We start from the raw sequence: 20,292 nt of genomic DNA, 5'->3' as shown, positions 1-20,292 counted from the left end.
TTGATAAGTCAGGTTCTAATAATTTTAGTTTAACGCTATTTTTAGCCTTTGCACTTCCGAATATAGTTTGACAAAGGAAATGTAATTTTTTGATGTAGCGTAGGACTTTTGATTTTGCTTTAACAAACAAAACATATAAATTTAGGGCAATTAATAGCGCTAACTCAAATCAGGTCACATTATAAAACCTTTGAGATGAGTTGAAATTGTCAAAACTAGCAGTATTGCTAGGTTATGTCTAAACTTTTCAGATATAGCTCATATTGTGACAAATTGGCAAAAACTTTTCAGATCTAGCTCATGTTGTGACAAATTGGCAAATTTATATTCTACTAACCTTTTTAAAATTTCAATCCGTTGTTATAAATAGATGAATATCAAGAGAATTTTGCTCATAATTGGCATATTAGGTTTTGGTGTTGTTGGTTGTACAAATGACGCTCAAAATAACAACACTGTTAGTAATATTGTTACTAACACTGCTACCAACACTAGTTTAGAGAGTCAGGTTAGTAATCCAAATAAAAAATTGCAAACAATCGGCGTTGCTCTTGGTGACTTGGGTAACCCGTTCTATAATGCAGTGCAGAAGGGAACTGAGACAGAAGCCCAGAAAATCGGGGGGAATATCAGAGTTAATGCGGTTTCCAGTGGCTTTGACCTGAACCAACAAACTAACCAAATTGAAAATTTTACTGCTGCGAATACTGATTTAATTATCCTCAGTGCTGTTGACAAAAAAGGAGTTAAACCAGTAATAGACCAAGCAAGACTTGCAGGTAAGGTTGTCATTGCGGTAGATTCAGCCGTTGATGCAGATGTGGATGCGATGATTAGTTCCAACAATACCCAAGCTGGAGAAGTTGCTTGCCAATATATTGCCGATCGCCTCAAAGGTCAAGGTAGTGTAGTCATCCTCAACGGGACTCCAATGGACTCAATAAATCAGCGAGTGAGTGGCTGCCAGAAGTCATTGTCCAAGTATCCTGATATCAAACTCATCTCTAAAGACCAAAACGCAGAAGGGACTAGGGATGGAGGACTGAGGGTTATGAGCGATTTGCTCATAACCTTTCCGAAAATTGATGCCGTTTTTGCCACTAACGATCAAAGCGGTGTCGGCGCAGATTTAGCAGCTAGACAAGCAAAACGTAAAGAATTTTTTATTGTTGGGGTTGACGGATCACCAGATGCAACCAAAGCAATGGAAGACAAAGATGGTGTATTTGCTGCAACTGCGGCTCAAAATCCCGCAGGGATGGCTGAAAAAGCGGTTCAGATTGGCAACGAGATCATCCAGGGTAAAAAACCTGAGTCATCTGAGATTATGATTCCAGTCAAGTTGGTTACTAGAGAGAACCTTAGCAGCTACAAAGGCTGGTAATTCGTAATTACAACACGCAGAAAAGGCTTGGTACAGGAGGGTTACAATACTTTACTCTGTTTTTTTAACAATACATCGTTTCTAAATTTGGTGTAAGTAAGAATGACTTTTAGGAGATATATGAATGTGAAAAAGATTGCGTTTACCTCTGGTGTTGCGCTTCGCGTAATCGCAGCTAGCATACTAGGTATCATCAGTAGTAACCTTGTCGGCTGTACAAATGGTTCTTCCGATGGCAACACTGCTACTAACACTGATATTAAACCTGTTACCAATACTAGTGCAGAAATTAAAACCGCCACTGGGAATACAAAGTTGCGATCGGTTGCCTTCACCGTTGGTGATCTAAGTAACCCTTTCTTCGTCGTTATGGGACAAGCAGTTGAGGCAGAAGCGAAGAGAATTGGTGGAAAGAATGTCAATGTTACTATAGCTTCCAGTGCTTATGACCTTAACCAACAAGCCAATCAAATTGAAAATTTTACTGCTGCCAATACTGACATCATTGTTTTGAATGCTGCTGATAAAAGTGGAATTAAGCCAATAGTTGAAAAGGCTAAACTAGCAGGTAGAATTGTCATTGCCGTAGACACAGGTGCTGAGGGAGGTGTGGATGCCACCATCACTACTAATAATGTCCAAGCTGGAGAAGTTAGTTGCAAATATATTGCTGACCGCCTTAAAGGCAAAGGCAATGTAGTAATAGTTAATGGACCGCCAGTGGACTCGGTGATTCAGCGAGTTAGTGGCTGCGAGAATATATTGTCTAAATATCCCGATATCAAAATCCTCTCTAAAAACCAGAATGCAGACGGTAGTCGGGATGGAGGACTTAGAGTTATGACTGATTTGCTCACAACCTTTCCGAAGATTGATGCTGTTTTTGCCATTAACGATCCGAGTGGAGTTGGCGCAGAACTAGCAGCAAAGCAAGCACAACGTAAAGATTTCTTTATTGTAGGGGTTGATGGTGCGCCAGAAGCAATCACTGCGATCGGTTCTAAAGATAGTTTATATGCCGCAACTGCTACTCAAAATCCACGAGGGATGGCCCAAAAAGCAGTTCAGGTTGGAAACGATATTTTAAATGGTAAAAAACCTGAGTCACCCACCATTTTGATTCCAGTTAAGTTGATCACAAAAGATAATGTCAGCACAGAAAAAGGCTGGTAAATAATAAAAATTGTGAATTTGCAATTAAAAATTATTTCTAATCTGAGTTGAGTCTTTTGGTGCATACTCATGATGTATATATGTGCATCTGAGAAAATTTTTAAATGTTGAAAGACAAAGTTTACGAGTTTCCCAGATAGTGGTTGGTTTTAAAACATGATTTTGTGATGATTTTAATTTCAGATCATTTTTGAGTTTATTGATTTCTAACTCACAATTGTAATTTTTAAATTGTTTTTAGAGGAACTGTTGATGACAACAACTACTGAAACCTCATTTCCTGATGCACCAACCACCACCCCTGTATTAGAAATGCAAGGGATTACCAAGCGATTTCATGGTGTATCTGCGCTCCAAAATGTTAATCTCACGATTTATCCAGGAGAAGTTCACGCCCTCATGGGTGAAAATGGAGCAGGCAAAAGCACATTGATGAAGATCCTGGCTGGGGCTTACATTGCCGATGAAGGAGAAATTCGCATCAATGGTCAACCCCTGAAAATTACTGATCCGGGGACAGCACGCAAGGCAGGTATTAATCTTATTTATCAAGAACTGAATGTTGCGCCTAATTTAACCGTTACCGAAAATATGTTTATGGGTAGCGAGTTGCGGCGAGGTCAGTTTTTAGACCGCAAAGGGATGCACCTGGAAGCAGAGCAAGTGCTGGAAAGCCTTGGAGCCAATTTTACAGCGCAGACTGTAGTTGGTACTTTGTCCATCGCAGAACAGCAGCAAGTAGAAATTGCCAGAGCATTAAAAGACAAAAGCCGCGTTTTGGTAATGGATGAGCCAACAGCAGCCCTGTCTGACCGCGAGAGCGAGCATTTATTTGAGGTAATTCGCAAACTGCGGCGTGATGGCATTGCCATTATCTACATCAGCCATCGTATGGAAGAAATCTATGCCCTAGCTGACCGGATTAGCGTACTGCGCGATGGTCAATATATTGGTAGTTTGACACGCAGTGAAATTTCTCCACAGCGATTGGTGCAGATGATGGTCGGTCGCTCCATGCAAGACTTTTACGAACATCAACGGCAAATGAATCCGGGGCCAGTCGTGCTGGAAGTCAGAAATATGAGCGACGCCCGCAAAAAGATTGAGCCAGCTAGTTTTAAAGTTCATGCTGGAGAAATTGTCGGTTTAGCAGGGCTGGTTGGTGCCGGACGCACAGAACTATCCCGGCTGATTTTTGGTGCAGACCGTAAAGCCAGTGGTGAAGTATTCTTGAATGGCAAAAAAGTGGAAATTAATACACCCAGTGATGCCATTGCTGCGGGAATTGGCTACGTGCCAGAAGACCGCAAAGACCAAGGTTTATTTCTGGAGATGAGTTCCCGCAAGAATATTGCCATTAACACACTCAAGCAAGATGCAAAGGGTGGAATTGTTAACTGGGGTTCAGTTAATCGGCTGTCAACAGCCGCGGTAGAGAACTTTAACATCCGCCTAGCCAATTTGGAAATTAGAGCACTGGATCTTTCTGGCGGTAATCAGCAGAAGCTACTGCTAGCGCGTTGGTTAGCCATTAAACCGAGAGTCTTGATGTTAGATGAGCCGACACGCGGCGTAGATATCGGTGCCAAAAGTGAAATTTACCGAATTATGAGCGAATTGGCAGCACAAGGTGTTGCTATTTTAATGGTTTCCAGCGAACTATCAGAGATTGTCGGCATGAGCGATCGCGTCTTGGTAATGCGAGAAGGCCAGCTGCTAGGCGAACTGGACGGCAGTCTTGGTAAAGAAATTACCCAAGAAAAAATTATGCACTATGCAACTGGAGCATCGGAGGTATTAGAATCATGAGTCAGACAGTCAGACCGCCTACCAATAAATTAGCCAACAATCCCACATCCCGCAACCGGAAATCAATTAGCACTCTACTGGAAGTTGCGGGTATTCTGCCAATCTTAGTAATTATCTGCATCTTATTTGCATTCCTTTCTCCCAACTTCCTCACAGGCGGTAATATCGTTAATATCCTGCGTCAGGCATCAATCAATATTGTGCTGGCGACAGGAATGACCTTTGTGATTCTCACCGGAGGTATTGACCTTTCAGTTGGGTCAATATTGGCTGTTTCTGCCGTAGTTGCCCTGCTAGTATCACTACTGCCAGCTTTAAGTTGGGCAGCTGTACCTGCTGCCTTGCTAGCAGGATTACTTTTAGGCTTACTCAACGGCGCTCTCATTACCTTTTTGGATGTACCACCTTTTATTGTGACGCTGGGTTCACTTACAGCCTTGCGAGGTGTTGCCTTTTTAGTTGCCAAGGGGACAACGGTGATTAACCGTGACATAAATTTTGCTTGGGTGGGTAATACATATGTCGGACCCTTTCCTTGGCTAGTGATAATTGCGCTCCTAGCTGTAATCGCTAGCTGGTTTGTGCTGCGGCAAACTGTTTTAGGAGTGCAGATATATGCCGTCGGTGGTAACGAGCGGGCTGCCCGATTAACTGGGATTAAAGTTAATCGTGTCTTGTTATTCGTCTATGGTATTAGTGGATTACTGGCAGGTTTAGCAGGAATCATGAGTGCCAGCCGTCTTTATAGTGCTAGTGGCATCGTAGGTCAAGGTTACGAATTAGATGCGATCGCTGCTGTTATTCTTGGTGGAACCAGCTTTACCGGTGGTATTGGTACCATTGGCGGCACTCTTTTAGGTGCATTAATCATTGCTATTCTCAACAATGGTTTGACCCTGTTGAACCTCTCTTACTTCTGGCAACTAGTCGTCAAAGGACTAGTAATTATTTTGGCAGTAATGATTGACCGACTCCGCAGACGTTCCAGACGGTAAATAATTAATGGGGCGCAGGGACGCAAAGAATAAGTAATGCCCAATACTTCTCTACCAGAGGCTGCGCCAACGACTTCGCTCAGTACAAGTGCCCAATATTTCGACTTCGCTCAGTACAAGTGCCCAATATATAAACTATGTCTTCTACTACTGTCCGTCGTAAATCCAACACGTTTTATGTCATTTTGATTGCTGGTGCTGCTGCCCTCGGTGGCTTTCTGTTCGGTTTTGATACTGCTGTAATCAACGGCGCGGTTTTATCTCTACAAAAAGCTTTTAATACCAGTAGTTGGCTGACTGGGCTGGCAGTGTCCCTAGCGTTGCTGGGATCTGCGGTTGGAGCCTTCTTTGCCGGACAGATTGCAGACCGTTATGGTCGAGTCAAGGCAATGGTGGTCGCTTCGGCGTTGTTTACTATCAGTGCCATTGGCTCTGGGTTTGCCTTCACTATCTGGGATTTTATCTTTTGGCGAGTATTGGGTGGGATTGGAATCGGCGTTGCTAGCGTCATCGCGCCAGCTTATATTGCGGAATGTTCTCCTACCCATTTGCGAGGAAGATTAGGATCTCTGCAACAATTAGCGATCGTAGTGGGAATTTTCGTCGCCTTATTGAGCGACTATTTTATCGCTGTGTCAGCAGGTTCAGCAGACTCGCCGTTGTTGGGGGTTCCAGCTTGGCGCTGGATGTTTTGGACAGCAGTCCTGCCGGCGGTATTCTATGGGATGGTAGCTTTAACAATTCCTGAATCCCCCCGTTACTTAGTTGCCAAAGGACGGGAACCAGAAGCTGCTAACGTTCTGACCAAGATTTTGGGGGGTGATGTGCTGCCAAAAATTGAAGAAATTCGGCAGACAGTGCTTCAAGAACGCCAGCCTAAGTTTTCTGACTTGTTGGGTAGAAGTGGCGGACTCCTCCCCATTGTTTCGATAGGAATCGGTTTATCTGTATTACAGCAATTTGTTGGTATTAATGTAATCTTCTACTATAGCAGCGTTTTGTGGCGGGCTGTTGGGTTTTCAGAACAAAGTTCCCTAAGCATCACGGTGATTACAGGAGCCGTAAATATTATTACAACACTGATTGCGATCGCCTTCGTGGATAGATTTGGTCGCAAGCCCTTGCTGATACTAGGGTCGATTGGCATGACCTTGACCTTGGGGACGATGGCTTCTATTTTTGGCAACGCTCCCCTGGATGCTGCTGGAAACCCCACTCTCACCGGAAGTGCAGGGACTGTGGCTCTGATCGCAGCCAACCTCTATGTATTTTGCTTCGGTTTCTCCTGGGGCCCAGTAGTTTGGGTACTGTTGGGAGAAATGTTTAATAATAAAATTCGAGCTGCTGCACTTTCAGTTGCTGCTGCAATCCAATGGGTTGCGAATTTCGTTATTTCCACAACATTTCCTCCCATACTGCAATATTTCGGTTTAGGTTCTGCCTATGGACTCTATACAATTGCGGCGGCTACCTCATTCTTTTTCATTCTCTTTTTTATCAAGGAAACCAAAGGAATTGAGTTAGAAGATATGTAATTGGCATTCATCTAATACCGCTTGGCGTAATTCATAATTCGTATCTCTGTGTTCTCTGCGCCTCTGTGGTTCGTTAAAAAAAATGATTTTGGCAAATAGTTTTAGCCTTATACAGATTACCTGTGAGGTTTCATACAACAAGGGGCTTAAGCCCCTTGTCTCACCAAGCTTAATTTTGTACAGTTTCACAAAGAATTGGTTTGGAATTAGATGGGGTTGAGAGCAACAGATAAATTCCAACCTCCAGCAATAACTGCCTTATTCACAACTGATGACTGCAAAGTAATTGAATAAATATGTAACAGTGTGTTGAGAAACGCAGTATTTTTCTAATTCGCCTAATAAGTATACATTCGCATCTGTGATACTATATCCCGAAAAAAATATCAGACAACAATTAAATACAAACTCTCGCTTCAGTCAATCACTAAAAAGATGGAAACTATCAATACGGCTCTTTGTTCTTATGGTTTGTCCGGTAGGGTATTTCATGCGCCGTTCATTGATTTGCATCCCAGATTTCAATTAGCAGACTACTGGGAAAGAAGCAAAAAACTAATACAGGAAAATTATCAGCGAATAAAAAGCTATCCTTCTTTAGAAGCATTGCTAGCAGATGATAAAGTAAAATTATTGGTGGTAAATACACTTATTTATACCCATTCCGATTATACTAAACAGGCTTTGCTTGCAGACAAACACGTACTGGTAGAAAAAGCATTCACTACAACGGTAGCAGAAGCTGAAAAACTGAAAGAATTGGTACAAAAACAGAAGAAAAAATTAAAAAAGTAATAAGTTCACAGGACAGTTATTTAGATTATTACGATGCAGTGTACAAATCAATCGTTAATAATCAGCCAATTGCTGTTACTGCCGAAGACGGAATTAATGTAATACGGATTATAGAAGCGGCTATTAAAAGCAACAATGAGCCAAAAGTCATAGCGTTGCTTTAAGTAACCTAAAATTTAAACTCAAAAGATGTAACTTTCATCTTGGTTAACTTATAACCTGGAAGCTTTCGTTCGAGTGTAATCTCTTTCGTTACAAAGTCATAATTCAACCATTTTCAAGTAATAAGTCAATGATCAAAATTCTTGTTCATAGCTTTTTTATCCTATTTTTTGCAGTTCCAGCCGTTTGGGCAGCACCTCCAGAAGATAATTCTAATGCAGCAGATGCTAATAGGAATTTGGAGGGACAAGTCAATTCTGTTTCCCAGTTTTCTGATATTAAACCGAGTGATTGGGCATTCCAGGCATTGCAATCACTGGTTGAACGTTATGGTTGTATTGCAGGTTATCCTGACGCAATTTATCGTGGCAACCGTGCTTTGAGCCGTTACGAGTTTGCAGCTGGTTTAAATGCCTGTTTAGATCGGGTGAATGAATTAATTGCTGTAGGTACCAATGATTTAGTCAAGAAAGAAGATTTGGTAGTGCTACAAAAATTGCAAACAGAGTTTGCGGCAGAATTGACAACTCTCCGTGGGCGGGTGGATACGCTGGAGGCACATACAGCAACACTGGAGAAACAGCAATTTTCCACCACTACTAAGCTGAATGCTCAAATTATTACCGCCGTTAATGATGCTTTTGGTAATAGAGTGGGTGGCGATCATGATGAAAGCAAAATCTACTTTGCAAACCGGGGTCGTCTCAACTTTGAGAGTAGCTTCACCGGCAAAGATTTATTGCGAGTCCGGTTGGAGTTTGGCAACTTTGCGAATTCCAATGGTGCAAGCCAAATTGCCGCAGCCACAGGCACTGGAATGACACGCCTGAACTTCGATAGCGACAGCAACGATACACTCTTTGTTCCCCACATCCGTTACTACTTCCAAGTCAGTGATTCTCTTAACTTCGTTGTTGGGCCCACAGGCATTGGTTACACCGACATTTCAACCACCGTCACTCCGGCCACAATCGCTGACGACGGCAATGGGGTTCCCTCACTATTTGGGTCATACAGTCCCTTATTCCGGCGAGGTGGCGGCGGTGCAGCCGCTAACTGGAACATTAGCAAAGACTTCGTTCTCACCTTGGGCTATTTAGCAAGCAGTCCCAATGTCCCATCGGCTAGCAGCGGGTTATTTGATGGCGGCTACAATGCCCTGGCGCACTTAGCCTATTATGGTAAGCAAGGAGCGATCGGTGTTGCCTACTCTCATGGCTATAGCCCTGGTGGAGTAGTCGATATCGCCGCTGGGACGGGTAGCGCCCTGTCAAACGCTCCCTTTGGCAACAACATTGCTACTTCCAACAACATTGTAGGCGCACAGGGATTCTATCGCTTCTCCCCGAATTTCCAAATCCACGGTTGGGGTGGATATATTTGGGCAAATGCCAAGAACTCTGGTTTGAGTGATATTTCCAATGGTAGGGGTGGAACAGATTCTCTGTTTGTAAACAATGGTGATAATGCCAATGTCTGGTTTGGGGCGATTGGGATGTCGTTTCCCGATGTGGGGGGTAGGGGTAACTTGCCGGGAATTCTCTTTGGTATACCACCGCGTGTCTCTAACAGTGATGTCCGTCAAGACCGAGACAACGCTTACCATATCGAAGCATTCTATCGCTACCGACTAAACGATAATATCTCAGTGACTCCTGGTTTTTGGGTGATTCTCAACCCGGAAAACGATAGCAGAAATGATACCCAGTATGTGGGTGTGATTCGCACAACCTTCGATTTTTAACTGAATGTCAATGATTTACTTGATTAACAGAGTCCTGATTTGAAAAACCACATCTGTCGTAGGGGCACAGCAATGCTGTGCCCCAAAAGTGCAGTTTACTATCAAAGAATGACTAATAAAAGCCTGAAACGACCTATGCATGGTAAATGCATACCAAGATTAATTTGTACAGTGTGTAAGTCCTAACTTTATACAAAAATTTTCCTATAGTACAGATGCATTTACCTACTTTTAAGATAAATTTACCTACTTTCATGGTATTTCAAGCTTTTATATAGCAGTATAAGTACATAGTCAGGTTTATTTTTTGTATAAAGAAGCTTTCAAAATGTGGTCATTTTTTTGAACGTGCAAGTACCTTGTAAATACTGAAGTACCAAAGATTGTTTCCCAGCTACGACTTCTTGTTAGCCTATTTGGTTACAGGAGTTAAAAGCAAACTTTCAATGTTGGGTGCAAGATTTGTGATTTCAAAGTTTGTAGTAAATCGCACATTAAACTACCAAAAATATTTTATGAATACAGGGTACAAATTAGCACTTGCAACCGCTAGCATTGCTTTGAGTTTTGGTGTAATCCAAGCTAAACCAGCAGAAGCTGCCACACTTTACATCTATGCTGCTGCCAGCTTGACAGACACCCTACCCCAGGTTGAGGCACTTTACCGGCAAAGCAACCCCGACGTCACCTTTGTGAATACCTTTGGGGCTTCTGGTACTCTTGCTAATCAAATCCTAATGGAAACAAATCCAAATCCAGTAGATATCTTCTTCTCAGTATCCGAAGCACCGTTAGATAATCTGCAAGCTGCCAACAAACTAATACCAGAAACCAGGCAAAATGTATTAAACAATACCTTGGCTGTAATCGCGCCGATAAATTCAACCATATCTATATCAAGCGTTCAAGACCTATTACAGCTGCGTCAAGTAGCTATTGGTAATCCTGCGTTTGTTCCAGCAGGAGGATTCGCCCAGCAATTATTTACCAATTCTGGGATATCGCAGCAAATCCAACCCAAACTTGTCTTCGGCTCGGATGTGCGTGATGTACTAAATAAAGTGTCAAGTGACACTAATGATAGTATAGATGCGGGGATTGTTTACACTACAGACGCTCTAACATTACCTAACAAAGTAAAAATTGTATACACTCCGCCTATCAACCTTTACTCTCCGATTGTTTATGGCTCTGCTGTACTCCAACAAACTCAAAACCCAGACGCAGCTAGGGACTTCAACTCCTTTCTGGGTAGTTCTCAAGCGTTAGGCGTGTTTCAGGTATCTGGATTCTCGCCTATCCCCGAACCCATGACTACTGGTGGCTCAATAGCAGTAGGTATAGTCGGCCTGATGATGAAGCGAAAGGTAAGGGTAAAAGCCAAAGCCAAAGCTAAAGCAGCAGTGGATTAAAGGTTTTTGGCTGTATTCTCAATCAAAATTGAACTTACAACTGCAAATAGGAATCAACCCAGATATAATCCTGACTTTTCACGGGATGTGGAAAGTCAGATTATGCTGAATCAATAGTTGCAATTCATTATCCCGAAATATTGGATTGTAGATTACGGTGCATTGGCAGATAGGCGATTTATCGGCAATCTTAAACAGCCCACACTATCGATTTATTAGCTTAGTTGAGAGTAAGTACCAATTAAGCCTGTTTCGTGGAAGCGAGCGATCGCTTTTAGCGGATAGGCGCGATCGCAGTTTCAGGTTGCAATAGCGCCTCATCAGGGAAATCAACCTAGACATAGCCATCTCGCCTGTAGGTCTGAGAATAGGTTTGTTTGAGCAAGTCAGCCCTTAATTGCAAGTCTCGCGTAATTAAATAATCATAGTATGAATTGTTCCGTGATATAAATTACAACTGGTTGCAAGAAAATAACCCATCTGTTTTTTCGAGTAGCGATCGCCGGATCAGCGAGTTAATTAGATTAGGTACGCTCTGCTGATAGACTTGATCAACAACATTTTCATGAATCTCTGCAATCGAGACTGGCTGACGATGAATCGCCTGCCAAAACATCGCTCTCTGTTCGTTATCGGGTAAGCGATCAAACTGACGACCGAGCAAATCGCGGATGTCTTCAAATACAGAAATTCCCTGATTGAGATAGGTTAAAACTTCTGAAATGGCACTGCTCAGACACCATCCGCTGCCAAAGTTGCGCCAGGTCTGTCTAGCGACCATAAAACACTGAGGCATCAACAAGTACCCTCGCGCCCGCGAACGGCTCGGTCTATAGCGCCACCAAAGCGGCTGTCGATGCTGTCACGAAGTCACTAGCTAAAGAAATGAAATCGGTTCACCACATTCAGTAATACCGCTTATCGAGAGCAATGCATCTATTCTAAATTTGACCTGCGCGTTAATGGTTCGCTTCAGGTATTTCTTCCTTTTGTGTTGGTAAAGCTTAAACTTTAACGTTTTCACGGTTTGCCAACCAGTTGAAATAATCTTCAAGCGTACAAGGTTTCACTGCGCCTCCATTTTTGGCCATTCCATTCTCTGCGACAATTCATTAAGTACAAGGAGATAATTATGAGTTCATCAAGTGTAGATACCGCGACCATTTTAGGCATTGAGCAAAATACCCAAAACTTTTTCAAGCCCTCGCTGCTCAGGGAGGCCCGCCAATATATACGCAGTTAGGGGAAGCAGGCGTTACAGTCACAGCAACGCGCTACCTTGGCACGATTCATGATTTCGTGATGTTGAATGCGATCGCAGTTCCAATTCCAGATTTTGAAGATCCCCCCTTAAAAAAGGCTTGCTCATGAATTTCTTTTACCCCCTTTAGAGGTCGCCGCAGGCGGGGGGATCTTAACCGAACCGTATTAGAATATACGGCAATCTGAAATTTACACAACAGGAGAAATATATGAGTCAACATTTCGTCCTCATTCATGGTGCATGGCATGGCGGTTGGTGTTGGGACGGCGTGATTCGAGAACTCGAAAATGCAGGTCACACGGCGGTTGCTCCAACGCTCCCTGGAAACAATCCTGATGATGACTTCGCATCGGTAACGTTTGCTGACTACCTAGACACGATCGCGGCTGTGCTAGAGCAACAACAAGAACCTGTTATTCTCGTCGGTCATTCCAGTGCAGGTTTTCTTCTGCAAGCAGTTGCACCTAGAGCAGCCAAGAAGATTGCTCATCTCGTCTTTCACAATGCCTTTATCTTGCCAAATGGTGCTTCGCAATTAGATATGTTTCTCCCCGAAGTCGCCCAAATTTTGATTGATGCTGCGATGACGGTAGCCACTCCCTACGGGAGTATCGCTTCTCCTGATAAAAGCGTACCTATTTTGGAAGATTTAATTCGCAATGCTCTAATGAAAGATGACTCAACGGAAGTACAAAATGCACTGCTGAGTCGTCTAGTACCGCAACCATTCGTTCTCTTCAATACCAAGGTCAACACCAATGACTTCTTAGCCTTAAAGATCCCTCGAACAGTGTTGTTCTGCAAAGATGACCGCTCGCTTCCACCGGGAACGTATCTCAAGATGGCACAAAGCCTTGGCACGTATGAGCTAATTGAATGCCCCGGAGGTCATGAAACGCTGTTCATTAATCCCAAAATTATTGCAGATGCACTAAAAAAAATTACCATTAACTCTACATTTCATGCGATCGCATAGTGTGCTAGCAACTCAGAGAGCATTCGGGAAATGAGGAATCTACATGATGATTGAGTCAGAGCGTGAACAACCGTCCGCTCATCCTTTCACGTGGTGATGGGTATTTTAGGCTATGTCATCGCTTTGGCGTTAGCGTTCGCGGAGCGTCTCGTAGAGAAGGCATCGCTTCAATCCTTTCGCCTGATTTTATTTTGCTAAGAGTAGTGAAAAGAAATAATTTTTCTGAAGAAATACTTAGATCAAGCCGATATCTAACTATTTCTTGTAGGACGGGGGAGACGCCCATCCGATAAACTGGGTGAGCTAAAGTCTGTTTTCAAACTCTTATGATCCCCCTAAGCCTTTTGAAAAGGCTACCGTGTATACACAAGTCTTTTATATCTGCTAGGTAACGTAGGGTGGGTTTATTTTTACAAGCCGATGCATTGGCATTGTCAGTCGATGCATTGGCATTACAAGCCGATGCAATAGCATTGTAAGTTGATGCAATGCTATTGTAAGCCGATACATTGGCATTGTCAGTCGATGCATTAACATTACAAGCCGATACATTGGCATTGTCAGTCGATGCATTAACATTGCAAGCCGATGCATTAGCATTGTCAGTCGATGCATTAGCATTGTCAGTCGATACATTGGCTGTGAGGTACTAAAAATGGCTTGGTATTCGTGTACAATTACATTTTGCTCATGGAAAACTTTACCTACCTGCTAATGTAAAATTAGCTTTGCTTTCAGAGTCAGGTGCTATTAAGCTATTTGAAGCCCAATATCAAAGGTTGCTGCGTAGCCAAGGCTTGTTTTAGTAAGCTTAAGCAACATTTGTTCGCCACCATCTTGAAAAATTCCGTCTCCAGCGTTTTTCAACTTGCGTTGTCCCTTGCTGGCGTATGGTGTTTGGGTGTGTACTCGATCCGTGATCGAGTCATCAAAGTATAGCTGCGACGTAAACTTATAACTCTGGACTGATGCCGCATCTGTGCGAACCTTAAAGTGGATATGGACTGTTCTACCTTGATACCAACCAGGATAATTAGTTGTGAACTGGACGGTTCCATTCGCGTCCGTCACTTGATAGCCGCGCAGGAACTTTTTGCCGACGGTACTAAAACCTGGGTCTGTCACGTCCGAATAAACGCCTAACGCATCACAGTGCCAAATATCCACGATCGCATCTGCGCGTGGCATACAACCAGTATTGCCAATCTGCAAAACCCGCAGCGTCAGTTGGAGTGGTACGCCGTCTTTCACTGAACCGTCCGCCGGATCGGAACGGATGTCAGAGCGATTGAGCTTTTCGTCCACAAAATAGGGCCCTTCGGTCTGCTCTGGAGTCACAACACATGCAGGCAATGTACCATTGGCTGAAGATGATGCTGGGACGGCTACACTCGATTTTACTTGTGTGGATCTAGACTTTCTAGGTATGCATCCAACTAGAAGTATTGCGGCTCCAACTGTTTTAAATAGAGCAAGTGCCTTTCTTCGACTTAAAATGCCACTTATTTGAGAATCATCTTTTTTCATACTGTGTTCACCATGCTTTTTTCAAGGTGATATTAAATACTTTCCCAAAAGTTCTAATCACTAAGAAACGTGGATTAAATAACCCGCCACTCTTCTAAGATACAAGGGTGCGTTACGGCAAGCTTAAGAACAAAAAATCAAACCGTAAGCGTCCCAACCGGAAAAGTCAGTTGCGCTCGCAAGTTAATTAATACAACAGCGATCGCTGACTTTTCTCTAAGCTCGACTTTATCCATTTTTTTTGCAACAGGCTCACTATCGCTAAAACCTTTATGAGACAGAAGTTTTACTTTTTTAACTTCATCGATAATCTGTGACGTGGAAAAAGTATTTGCCAAAAAGCCAAGGTTTTGGCCGGATAAACAAAACCGAGTTCTTAATTTTGGATAAAGTCGAGCTAAACGCGATCGTCCATGTCCAAAATCTGTGAACTGTTTAATTAGATCCTTGATTCTCAGCGAAAAAATCTTTACTCAAAATTCAATCTATCAAAATAGTGAATTCGCCTAACCACTTATGACGCAAAAACCTCTATCTAAGGAAGGATATGGCTAATAAACTAAATGAAGTAGAAATAGGATACTAAATCAGATGAAAATTGTATTCTATGAAACTGAATTATTTCACGAAACAGCTATCCACAGTAAAACGCTGGATGGCTACAACACTGTTTTGTATGTTAGCGATCGCTTTTGTTTGGCAAGGTGCGTTTTTCTCAAACACCTCAGCAATGGCTGATCCTGCTGGAACCTTGATTGCATCGGCAGATGCAGGCGATGAAGTTAAAGACAAAACCAGTAAAGATGCTGGACGAGCCAAAAATTTCATCGATGATACAAAAGATAAAGTTAAGGAAGCTGCAAAGAGCAATGCCAGTAAGGTTGATCAAGCAACAGACAATGGTAGTTCTGTAGAGCGCAAAGCAAAGAAAGATGCGGCTACAATTCAGAAAAGAGCAGACGAAGATGCATCTCGGACTAAAGAAGCAGTAGACAACACAAAGAATGTTGTTGAACGCACTGTTGAAAGCATTAAGGATGCTTTTGGTAAATAGAGAATAGATATATAGCGATTCTCATTTGAATGAGGTACACGCCAATGCCGTCTCCTACCTTGTATCTGTATTCATCTGTGGTTAATTATTTTTTTCTGTACCTTACCTATGTGGGAACCGCTATAGCAATCCTATTTGATTTCGTTCAAATCGAAAGACCTAGATTTCTGACTTCTCTAAGAAGTCGGAAATCTTATTGTTTAAGAAGATTATTTTACTAAGCAAATACTGGATTTAGCTTAAAGAATGGAGTATTTTTATATACATATATGTTGCGCCCAGATGAACTGGCGATAACTTCGTTAAGCTTCGCTAACCCTGATAAAACTAGCTGCTGTTACCGAAGAAGAGAAGAAATAATTACTAAATATTTATCAGCAATTATGCTGAATATAAAATTATAAATGAGATATTTAGCTTTCTTTTGTACTAGCTTGAAAAGACAAAAATGAGTGATCTAGTTAAGGAATTCCCGCAAATTGCTTCTGAAAAATTTGCCTTTTTATACAAAAAAAAAATATCTTTGGGTAGCATTACTTATTGACAAATGTGCTCTAAATTTAACTAATTGCAAGCTTCTTTTGACGAATTGTTAATGGGTGACAAATTTTTCACCATTATCAATTACGAAGTTATACTTTCCACTACAACTTAGTAACAATATAAGAGTCTGATTATGTGGATAGCCCGACCGTGGGAAAATCAAAATACCGAAAACCTGAATTTAGAGAGGAAAACCCTATAATATGCATCTGAGCGAAATCACCCATCCTAATCAGTTGCACGGTTTATCTGTTCGCCAACTGCAACAGATTGCCCGTCAGATTCGAGATAAGCATCTCCAAACCGTAGCAGTTAATGGTGGACACTTGGGGCCAGGATTGGGTGTTGTAGAATTAACACTAGGACTTTACCAGACACTGGACTTAGATCGGGATAAAGTGATTTGGGATGTAGGACACCAGGCTTATCCCCACAAACTGCTTACAGGACGCTACGATCGCTTCCACACCCTCAGACAAAAAGACGGAATTGCGGGTTATCTCAAATGCTGTGAAAACAAGTTTGACCACTTTGGGGCTGGACATGCTTCTACAAGTATTTCAGCGGCATTGGGCATGGCTTTAGCGCGAGACTTGAAAGGGGAAAAATTTAAAGCCGTTGCTGTTATTGGCGATGGGGCGCTGACTGGGGGTATGGCTTTAGAAGCGATCAACCATGCCGGACACTTGCCGAAAACTAACCTGTTGGTTGTTCTCAACGACAACGACATGTCTATATCTCGCAACGTCGGCGCGATTCCCCGCTATCTGAACAAAATGCGCCTCAGCCAACCGGTGCAATTTATTAAAGATAATCTTGAGGAACAGTTGAAGCAAATTCCCTTCGTTGGCGAATCCCTGTCTCCGGAACTCGGACGCATCAAAGAAGGTATGAAACGCTTGGCTGTTCCCAAGGTAGGTGCAGTTTTTGAAGAACTCGGCTTTACCTATATTGGACCAGTGGATGGGCATAATCTAGAAGAATTGATTGCCACTTTCCAACAGGCACATCAGATACCAGGCCCAGTTTTGGTACATGTAGCAACAGTCAAGGGCAAAGGCTATGAAATTGCCGAACTAGATCAAGTTGGCTACCACGCCCAAAGCCCCTTCAGCGTAGCAACTGGCAAAGCCATTCCTTCCAATAAACCCAAACCCCCGGCTTATGCCAAAGTCTTTTCTCACACTCTGGTGAAACTTGCCGAACAAAACCCCAAAATCATTGGGATTACTGCGGCTATGGCAACGGGGACAGGTTTAGATAAACTTCAAGCAAAACTGCCCAATCAATATATTGATGTCGGCATTGCTGAACAACACGCTATTACTTTAGCTGCGGGACTAGCAACTCAAGGGATGCGCCCCATCGCCGCCATTTATTCTACCTTCCTGCAACGCGCCTATGACCAGATAATTCACGATGTCTGCATCCAAAACCTTCCAGTCTTTTTCTGCTTAGATAGGGCAGGAATTGTTGGATCTGATGGCCCCACCCACCAAGGTATGTATGATATCGCTTATCTGCGTTGCATTCCCAACATGGTAATGATGGCACCTAAAGACGAAGCAGAACTCCAACGTATGGTAGTAACTGGTGTTAACCATACTAGTGGCCCGATCGCTATGCGCTACCCTCGTGGCAATGGCTACGGCGTCCCCTTGATGGAGGAAGGTTGGGAACCGTTGGAAATTGGCAAAGGCGAAATTCTCCGCACTGGGGATGACGTGTTAATCGTCGGCTATGGCACAATGGTCTATCCAGGGATGCAAGCTGCTGAAATTCTCAGCGAACACGGCATTGAAGCAACTGTAATCAATGCCCGTTTCGTTAAGCCCTTGGATACCGAGTTGATTTTGCCTTTGGCTAAGAAAATTGGCCGCGTCATCACCTTGGAGGAAGGCTGTGTCATGGGTGGCTTTGGTTCTGCGATCGCTGAAGCCTTGTTGGATGCAGATATTCTAGTTCCTGTCAAGCGATTCGGTGTGCCAGATGTGTTAGTAGATCATGCTGAACCCAATGAATCTAAGACAGAATTAGGTTTAACTAGTCATCAAATAGCAGAGAGAGTGTTGCAAGCTTTCTTTCAACAGCAACTATCTGCTGTTGTCTAGTTAATTCTAAATCAGAATAGTTTTATGAAAATAACCCCAAAGGCTGGGGTTATTTTCATGAAGGTACTCGAAATCCCCAATTCATACCAAATTGAGAAAACTAAAAATTAGACTATTGGTGCCTAGAAAGTGCGAGTTTATTTACTATCAAAAAATGACGCAGAGTTAACTTTTATTTTTGCTTTGACCGTCTAATTCAAAGTTCGGCGATACTTTCACTCGATGAACTGAATTTGCTAGATTGCACTTCGCTGTTAATTTGTAATTAATTAGAGAGGTTGAAACCATACTAATGTTTGCTGAAATGGATGAGCGAGTTACGCTTTAAAAGCAAAGACAGCCCTGATTTATAAACCGCTAAAAAAGTCGTGGTAGTCTTTGATGGTTTTAACAATAAAGATTTCGGCATTTTACACAATAATGTCCTGGGTTTTTAACTCGTGACTTTGTGGTAGTCTTTCCCCTTCTACACAGATAACTTTGATACCAGAAAATCTTTCTACTGTTGGACAAAACTTTTTGAAATATTTTGAGAAAGCATTTTTATAGTTAATAATTCCTGTGAAAAGTCAGACAGTTGGTTCCTGGTATTTAACTCCTCGTTTTTTGTGACGGTCATCAGCAACGATAGGATAAACAATGCTGCGTAACCGATTAATCGCACCGACAGGACGATGCACTGCTAAACCATTCCCAGGAGAAAAACTGAGATTTTCCCCAAAGTCATTTTCTTTGGAAGAATTAACCTGCTGATGCTTAACTGTCAAGCGACCAACTGTAAAGAAAGGTGATTCCTTTTCATTCCAAACAATGGTGGTATCATCAATGGACATTTCTGGGCTAGTTTGAAATTGGATTTGAAAGTCCCAAACATATTCAGCATCGGGCTTTGCTAAAGCTTGAATGATATCCTCTCGGTAGTAATTGTCCTCTGAACCTGAAGCTTTGGCACGCTGAAGCTCACTTTCTGGTCTAGACTCAAGAGGAAGTTGTTGATGAGGTGCTTGACTGGAAACTGGAGTAAATCCATATTTAATCACAACTGGATATTCCACAGGAACTCGACCTGGTTGTGATGGGTCAAAATCAGATTTGAGTCCCAAAGAATACGCTGAAGCACTCCAATAGCGTTCTATGAGCAAACTCTTGGGAAACCGTTTGAAACTGTTTTCTAGAAGTGAGATTTCGTAAGGATGCAACATTTTCCATAAAAGTATGAAAGGTATAAGAAACGGAGACAGCTTTGCTCGATAAACCGCCAAGAAAAAGCCGTGGAAGTCTTTGATAGTTCTGACAAAAAAGAATTCAGTATTGTGGGTAATAATATCTTGGGTTTTTAACTCGTGACTTTGCGGTAATCGTTCTCCTTCTACCCCTATGACTTTTATGGACATGGAGCGCGTATCTCCTTCATAATCATTCTTGACTGAAAACGCGCCATTTGCAAATCGTAGCCAAACCGGATATTGTTTTAGTTTTGCAAATAAACCTTGTTTTAGGGAAATGGCTTGAAGTTGAGCTTCAGTTAATGAGGTGCGTTTGCTCAATTCCTGCTTAATTGCTGCTTCATCAAAGTCAAAGATTTCTAGAGTTCCTTGTACAGCAGCGTTGGTTTTAGAGTGGGTATCTCTCTTTGCAGTTTTTTTCTTCTCACCTCCGTAAAGATTTTCCATGTTCTTTTTGACTAGCTCACTCATGAGAGCGCAATATTTGGCTTCGTCTTTTTCTGGATATTCGGTAAAAAGTTTCATTTTTTGAAAGGTAGGATTAATTAGAAAATACTTGATGTGTCTTTAACAAGTAGGGTG

General features: G+C 42.4%; 16 protein-coding genes and 1 pseudogene. 13 read left to right on the top strand and 4 right to left on the bottom strand.

The window, feature by feature from the left end; all coding sequences use genetic code 11:
• Positions 1-370: 370 nt before the first annotated feature.
• The 9 genes and pseudogenes from V7K40_RS15885 to V7K40_RS15845 all read left to right on the top strand — a co-directional run.
• A complete protein-coding gene (locus V7K40_RS15885) occupies positions 371-1,384 on the top strand; it encodes an ABC transporter substrate-binding protein (RefSeq protein ID WP_334961186.1) in 1,014 nt (337 codons plus the stop codon).
• 120 nt (positions 1,385-1,504) lie between these two features.
• Entirely contained in the window at positions 1,505-2,557 is a 1,053-nt protein-coding gene (locus V7K40_RS15880; RefSeq protein ID WP_334961184.1) for an ABC transporter substrate-binding protein, read from the top strand.
• A gap of 252 nt (positions 2,558-2,809) precedes the next feature.
• On the top strand, positions 2,810-4,366 hold the full coding sequence (locus V7K40_RS15875; protein WP_334961182.1) for a sugar ABC transporter ATP-binding protein: 1,557 nt from the start codon (positions 2,810-2,812) through the stop codon (positions 4,364-4,366).
• A complete protein-coding gene (locus V7K40_RS15870; RefSeq protein WP_334961180.1) occupies positions 4,363-5,361 on the top strand; it encodes a ribose ABC transporter permease in 999 nt (332 codons plus the stop codon). Before V7K40_RS15875 ends, V7K40_RS15870 begins: the two co-directional genes overlap by 4 nt.
• Before the next feature lie 137 nt (positions 5,362-5,498).
• Positions 5,499-6,896, top strand: coding sequence for a sugar porter family MFS transporter (locus tag V7K40_RS15865; RefSeq protein WP_334961178.1), 1,398 nt, complete (start codon positions 5,499-5,501; stop codon positions 6,894-6,896).
• Between the two features lie 435 nt (positions 6,897-7,331).
• The gene (locus V7K40_RS15860) at positions 7,332-7,691 is read left to right on the top strand and encodes a Gfo/Idh/MocA family oxidoreductase (protein WP_334961176.1); all 360 of its coding nucleotides are present in this window, start codon (positions 7,332-7,334) and stop codon (positions 7,689-7,691) included.
• 292 nt (positions 7,692-7,983) lie between these two features.
• Entirely contained in the window at positions 7,984-9,597 is a 1,614-nt protein-coding gene (locus V7K40_RS15855; RefSeq protein ID WP_334961174.1) for an iron uptake porin, read from the top strand.
• Positions 9,598-10,112: 515 nt separating this feature from the next.
• Positions 10,113-11,009 carry a molybdate ABC transporter substrate-binding protein gene (gene modA, locus V7K40_RS15850; protein WP_334961172.1) on the top strand — a complete coding sequence of 299 codons (897 nt, stop codon included), beginning with the start codon at positions 10,113-10,115 and terminating at the stop codon, positions 11,007-11,009.
• Between the two features lie 129 nt (positions 11,010-11,138).
• Positions 11,139-11,322: pseudogene (locus V7K40_RS15845) on the top strand (hypothetical protein); the annotation flags it as partial.
• 138 nt (positions 11,323-11,460) lie between these two features.
• Here V7K40_RS15845 and V7K40_RS15840 read toward each other — a convergent pair.
• Complete coding sequence (locus tag V7K40_RS15840) at positions 11,461-11,805, bottom strand: hypothetical protein (RefSeq protein ID WP_334961170.1); 345 nt, start codon at positions 11,803-11,805, stop codon at positions 11,461-11,463.
• Positions 11,806-12,481: 676 nt separating this feature from the next.
• On the opposite strand from V7K40_RS15840, the gene V7K40_RS15835 reads away from it, so the two are divergent.
• Positions 12,482-13,249: an alpha/beta fold hydrolase gene (locus V7K40_RS15835; protein ID WP_334961168.1), complete on the top strand. Its 768-nt coding sequence runs from the start codon at positions 12,482-12,484 to the stop codon at positions 13,247-13,249.
• A gap of 509 nt (positions 13,250-13,758) precedes the next feature.
• Positions 13,759-13,902, top strand: coding sequence for a hypothetical protein (locus V7K40_RS15830; protein ID WP_334961166.1), 144 nt, complete (start codon positions 13,759-13,761; stop codon positions 13,900-13,902).
• Positions 13,903-13,999: 97 nt separating this feature from the next.
• On the opposite strand, the gene V7K40_RS15825 is transcribed toward V7K40_RS15830, so the two are convergent.
• A complete protein-coding gene (locus V7K40_RS15825; RefSeq protein WP_334961165.1) occupies positions 14,000-14,602 on the bottom strand; it encodes an intradiol ring-cleavage dioxygenase in 603 nt (200 codons plus the stop codon).
• A gap of 311 nt (positions 14,603-14,913) precedes the next feature.
• The gene (locus tag V7K40_RS15820; protein ID WP_334961163.1) at positions 14,914-15,114 is read right to left on the bottom strand and encodes a hypothetical protein; all 201 of its coding nucleotides are present in this window, start codon (positions 15,112-15,114) and stop codon (positions 14,914-14,916) included.
• A 269-nt stretch (positions 15,115-15,383) separates the two neighbouring features.
• Between V7K40_RS15820 and V7K40_RS15815 the strand changes: the two genes are divergently transcribed.
• Together V7K40_RS15815 and dxs are read left to right on the top strand one after the other, a co-directional pair.
• Entirely contained in the window at positions 15,384-15,830 is a 447-nt protein-coding gene (locus V7K40_RS15815; protein ID WP_334961161.1) for a hypothetical protein, read from the top strand.
• 746 nt (positions 15,831-16,576) lie between these two features.
• Complete coding sequence (gene dxs / locus V7K40_RS15810; protein WP_334961157.1) at positions 16,577-18,484, top strand: 1-deoxy-D-xylulose-5-phosphate synthase; 1,908 nt, start codon at positions 16,577-16,579, stop codon at positions 18,482-18,484.
• A 569-nt stretch (positions 18,485-19,053) separates the two neighbouring features.
• Here the strand turns inward: dxs and V7K40_RS15805 are convergent.
• The gene (locus V7K40_RS15805; protein ID WP_334961155.1) at positions 19,054-20,235 is read right to left on the bottom strand and encodes a catalase; all 1,182 of its coding nucleotides are present in this window, start codon (positions 20,233-20,235) and stop codon (positions 19,054-19,056) included.
• Between the last annotated feature and the right edge of the window lie 57 nt (positions 20,236-20,292).

Origin of the sequence: Nostoc sp., from assembly GCF_036917195.1 — a bacterium.
Taxonomy (GTDB): domain Bacteria; phylum Cyanobacteriota; class Cyanobacteriia; order Cyanobacteriales; family Nostocaceae; genus Nostoc.
The sequence above is the reverse complement of the archived record's forward strand: the minus strand, read 5'-3'. Positions and strand labels throughout refer to the sequence as shown.

Bases quoted from the DNA above. Each gene is read 5' to 3' on its own strand.
- V7K40_RS15815 (WP_334961161.1), top strand. From the start codon at position 15,384: ATGAAACTGAATTATTTCACGAAACAGCTATCCACAGTAAAACGCTGG.
- V7K40_RS15875 (WP_334961182.1), top strand. From the start codon at position 2,810: ATGACAACAACTACTGAAACCTCATTTCCTGATGCACCAACCACCACC.
- V7K40_RS15855 (WP_334961174.1), top strand. From the start codon at position 7,984: ATGATCAAAATTCTTGTTCATAGCTTTTTTATCCTATTTTTTGCAGTT.
- V7K40_RS15840 (WP_334961170.1), bottom strand. From the start codon at position 11,805: ATGCCTCAGTGTTTTATGGTCGCTAGACAGACCTGGCGCAACTTTGGC.
- V7K40_RS15880 (WP_334961184.1), top strand. From the start codon at position 1,505: ATGAATGTGAAAAAGATTGCGTTTACCTCTGGTGTTGCGCTTCGCGTA.
- V7K40_RS15835 (WP_334961168.1), top strand. From the start codon at position 12,482: ATGAGTCAACATTTCGTCCTCATTCATGGTGCATGGCATGGCGGTTGG.
- V7K40_RS15870 (WP_334961180.1), top strand. From the start codon at position 4,363: ATGAGTCAGACAGTCAGACCGCCTACCAATAAATTAGCCAACAATCCC.
- dxs (WP_334961157.1), top strand. From the start codon at position 16,577: ATGCATCTGAGCGAAATCACCCATCCTAATCAGTTGCACGGTTTATCT.
- V7K40_RS15860 (WP_334961176.1), top strand. From the start codon at position 7,332: ATGGAAACTATCAATACGGCTCTTTGTTCTTATGGTTTGTCCGGTAGG.
- V7K40_RS15805 (WP_334961155.1), bottom strand. From the start codon at position 20,235: ATGAAACTTTTTACCGAATATCCAGAAAAAGACGAAGCCAAATATTGC.
- modA (WP_334961172.1), top strand. From the start codon at position 10,113: ATGAATACAGGGTACAAATTAGCACTTGCAACCGCTAGCATTGCTTTG.
- V7K40_RS15885 (WP_334961186.1), top strand. From the start codon at position 371: ATGAATATCAAGAGAATTTTGCTCATAATTGGCATATTAGGTTTTGGT.
- V7K40_RS15865 (WP_334961178.1), top strand. From the start codon at position 5,499: ATGTCTTCTACTACTGTCCGTCGTAAATCCAACACGTTTTATGTCATT.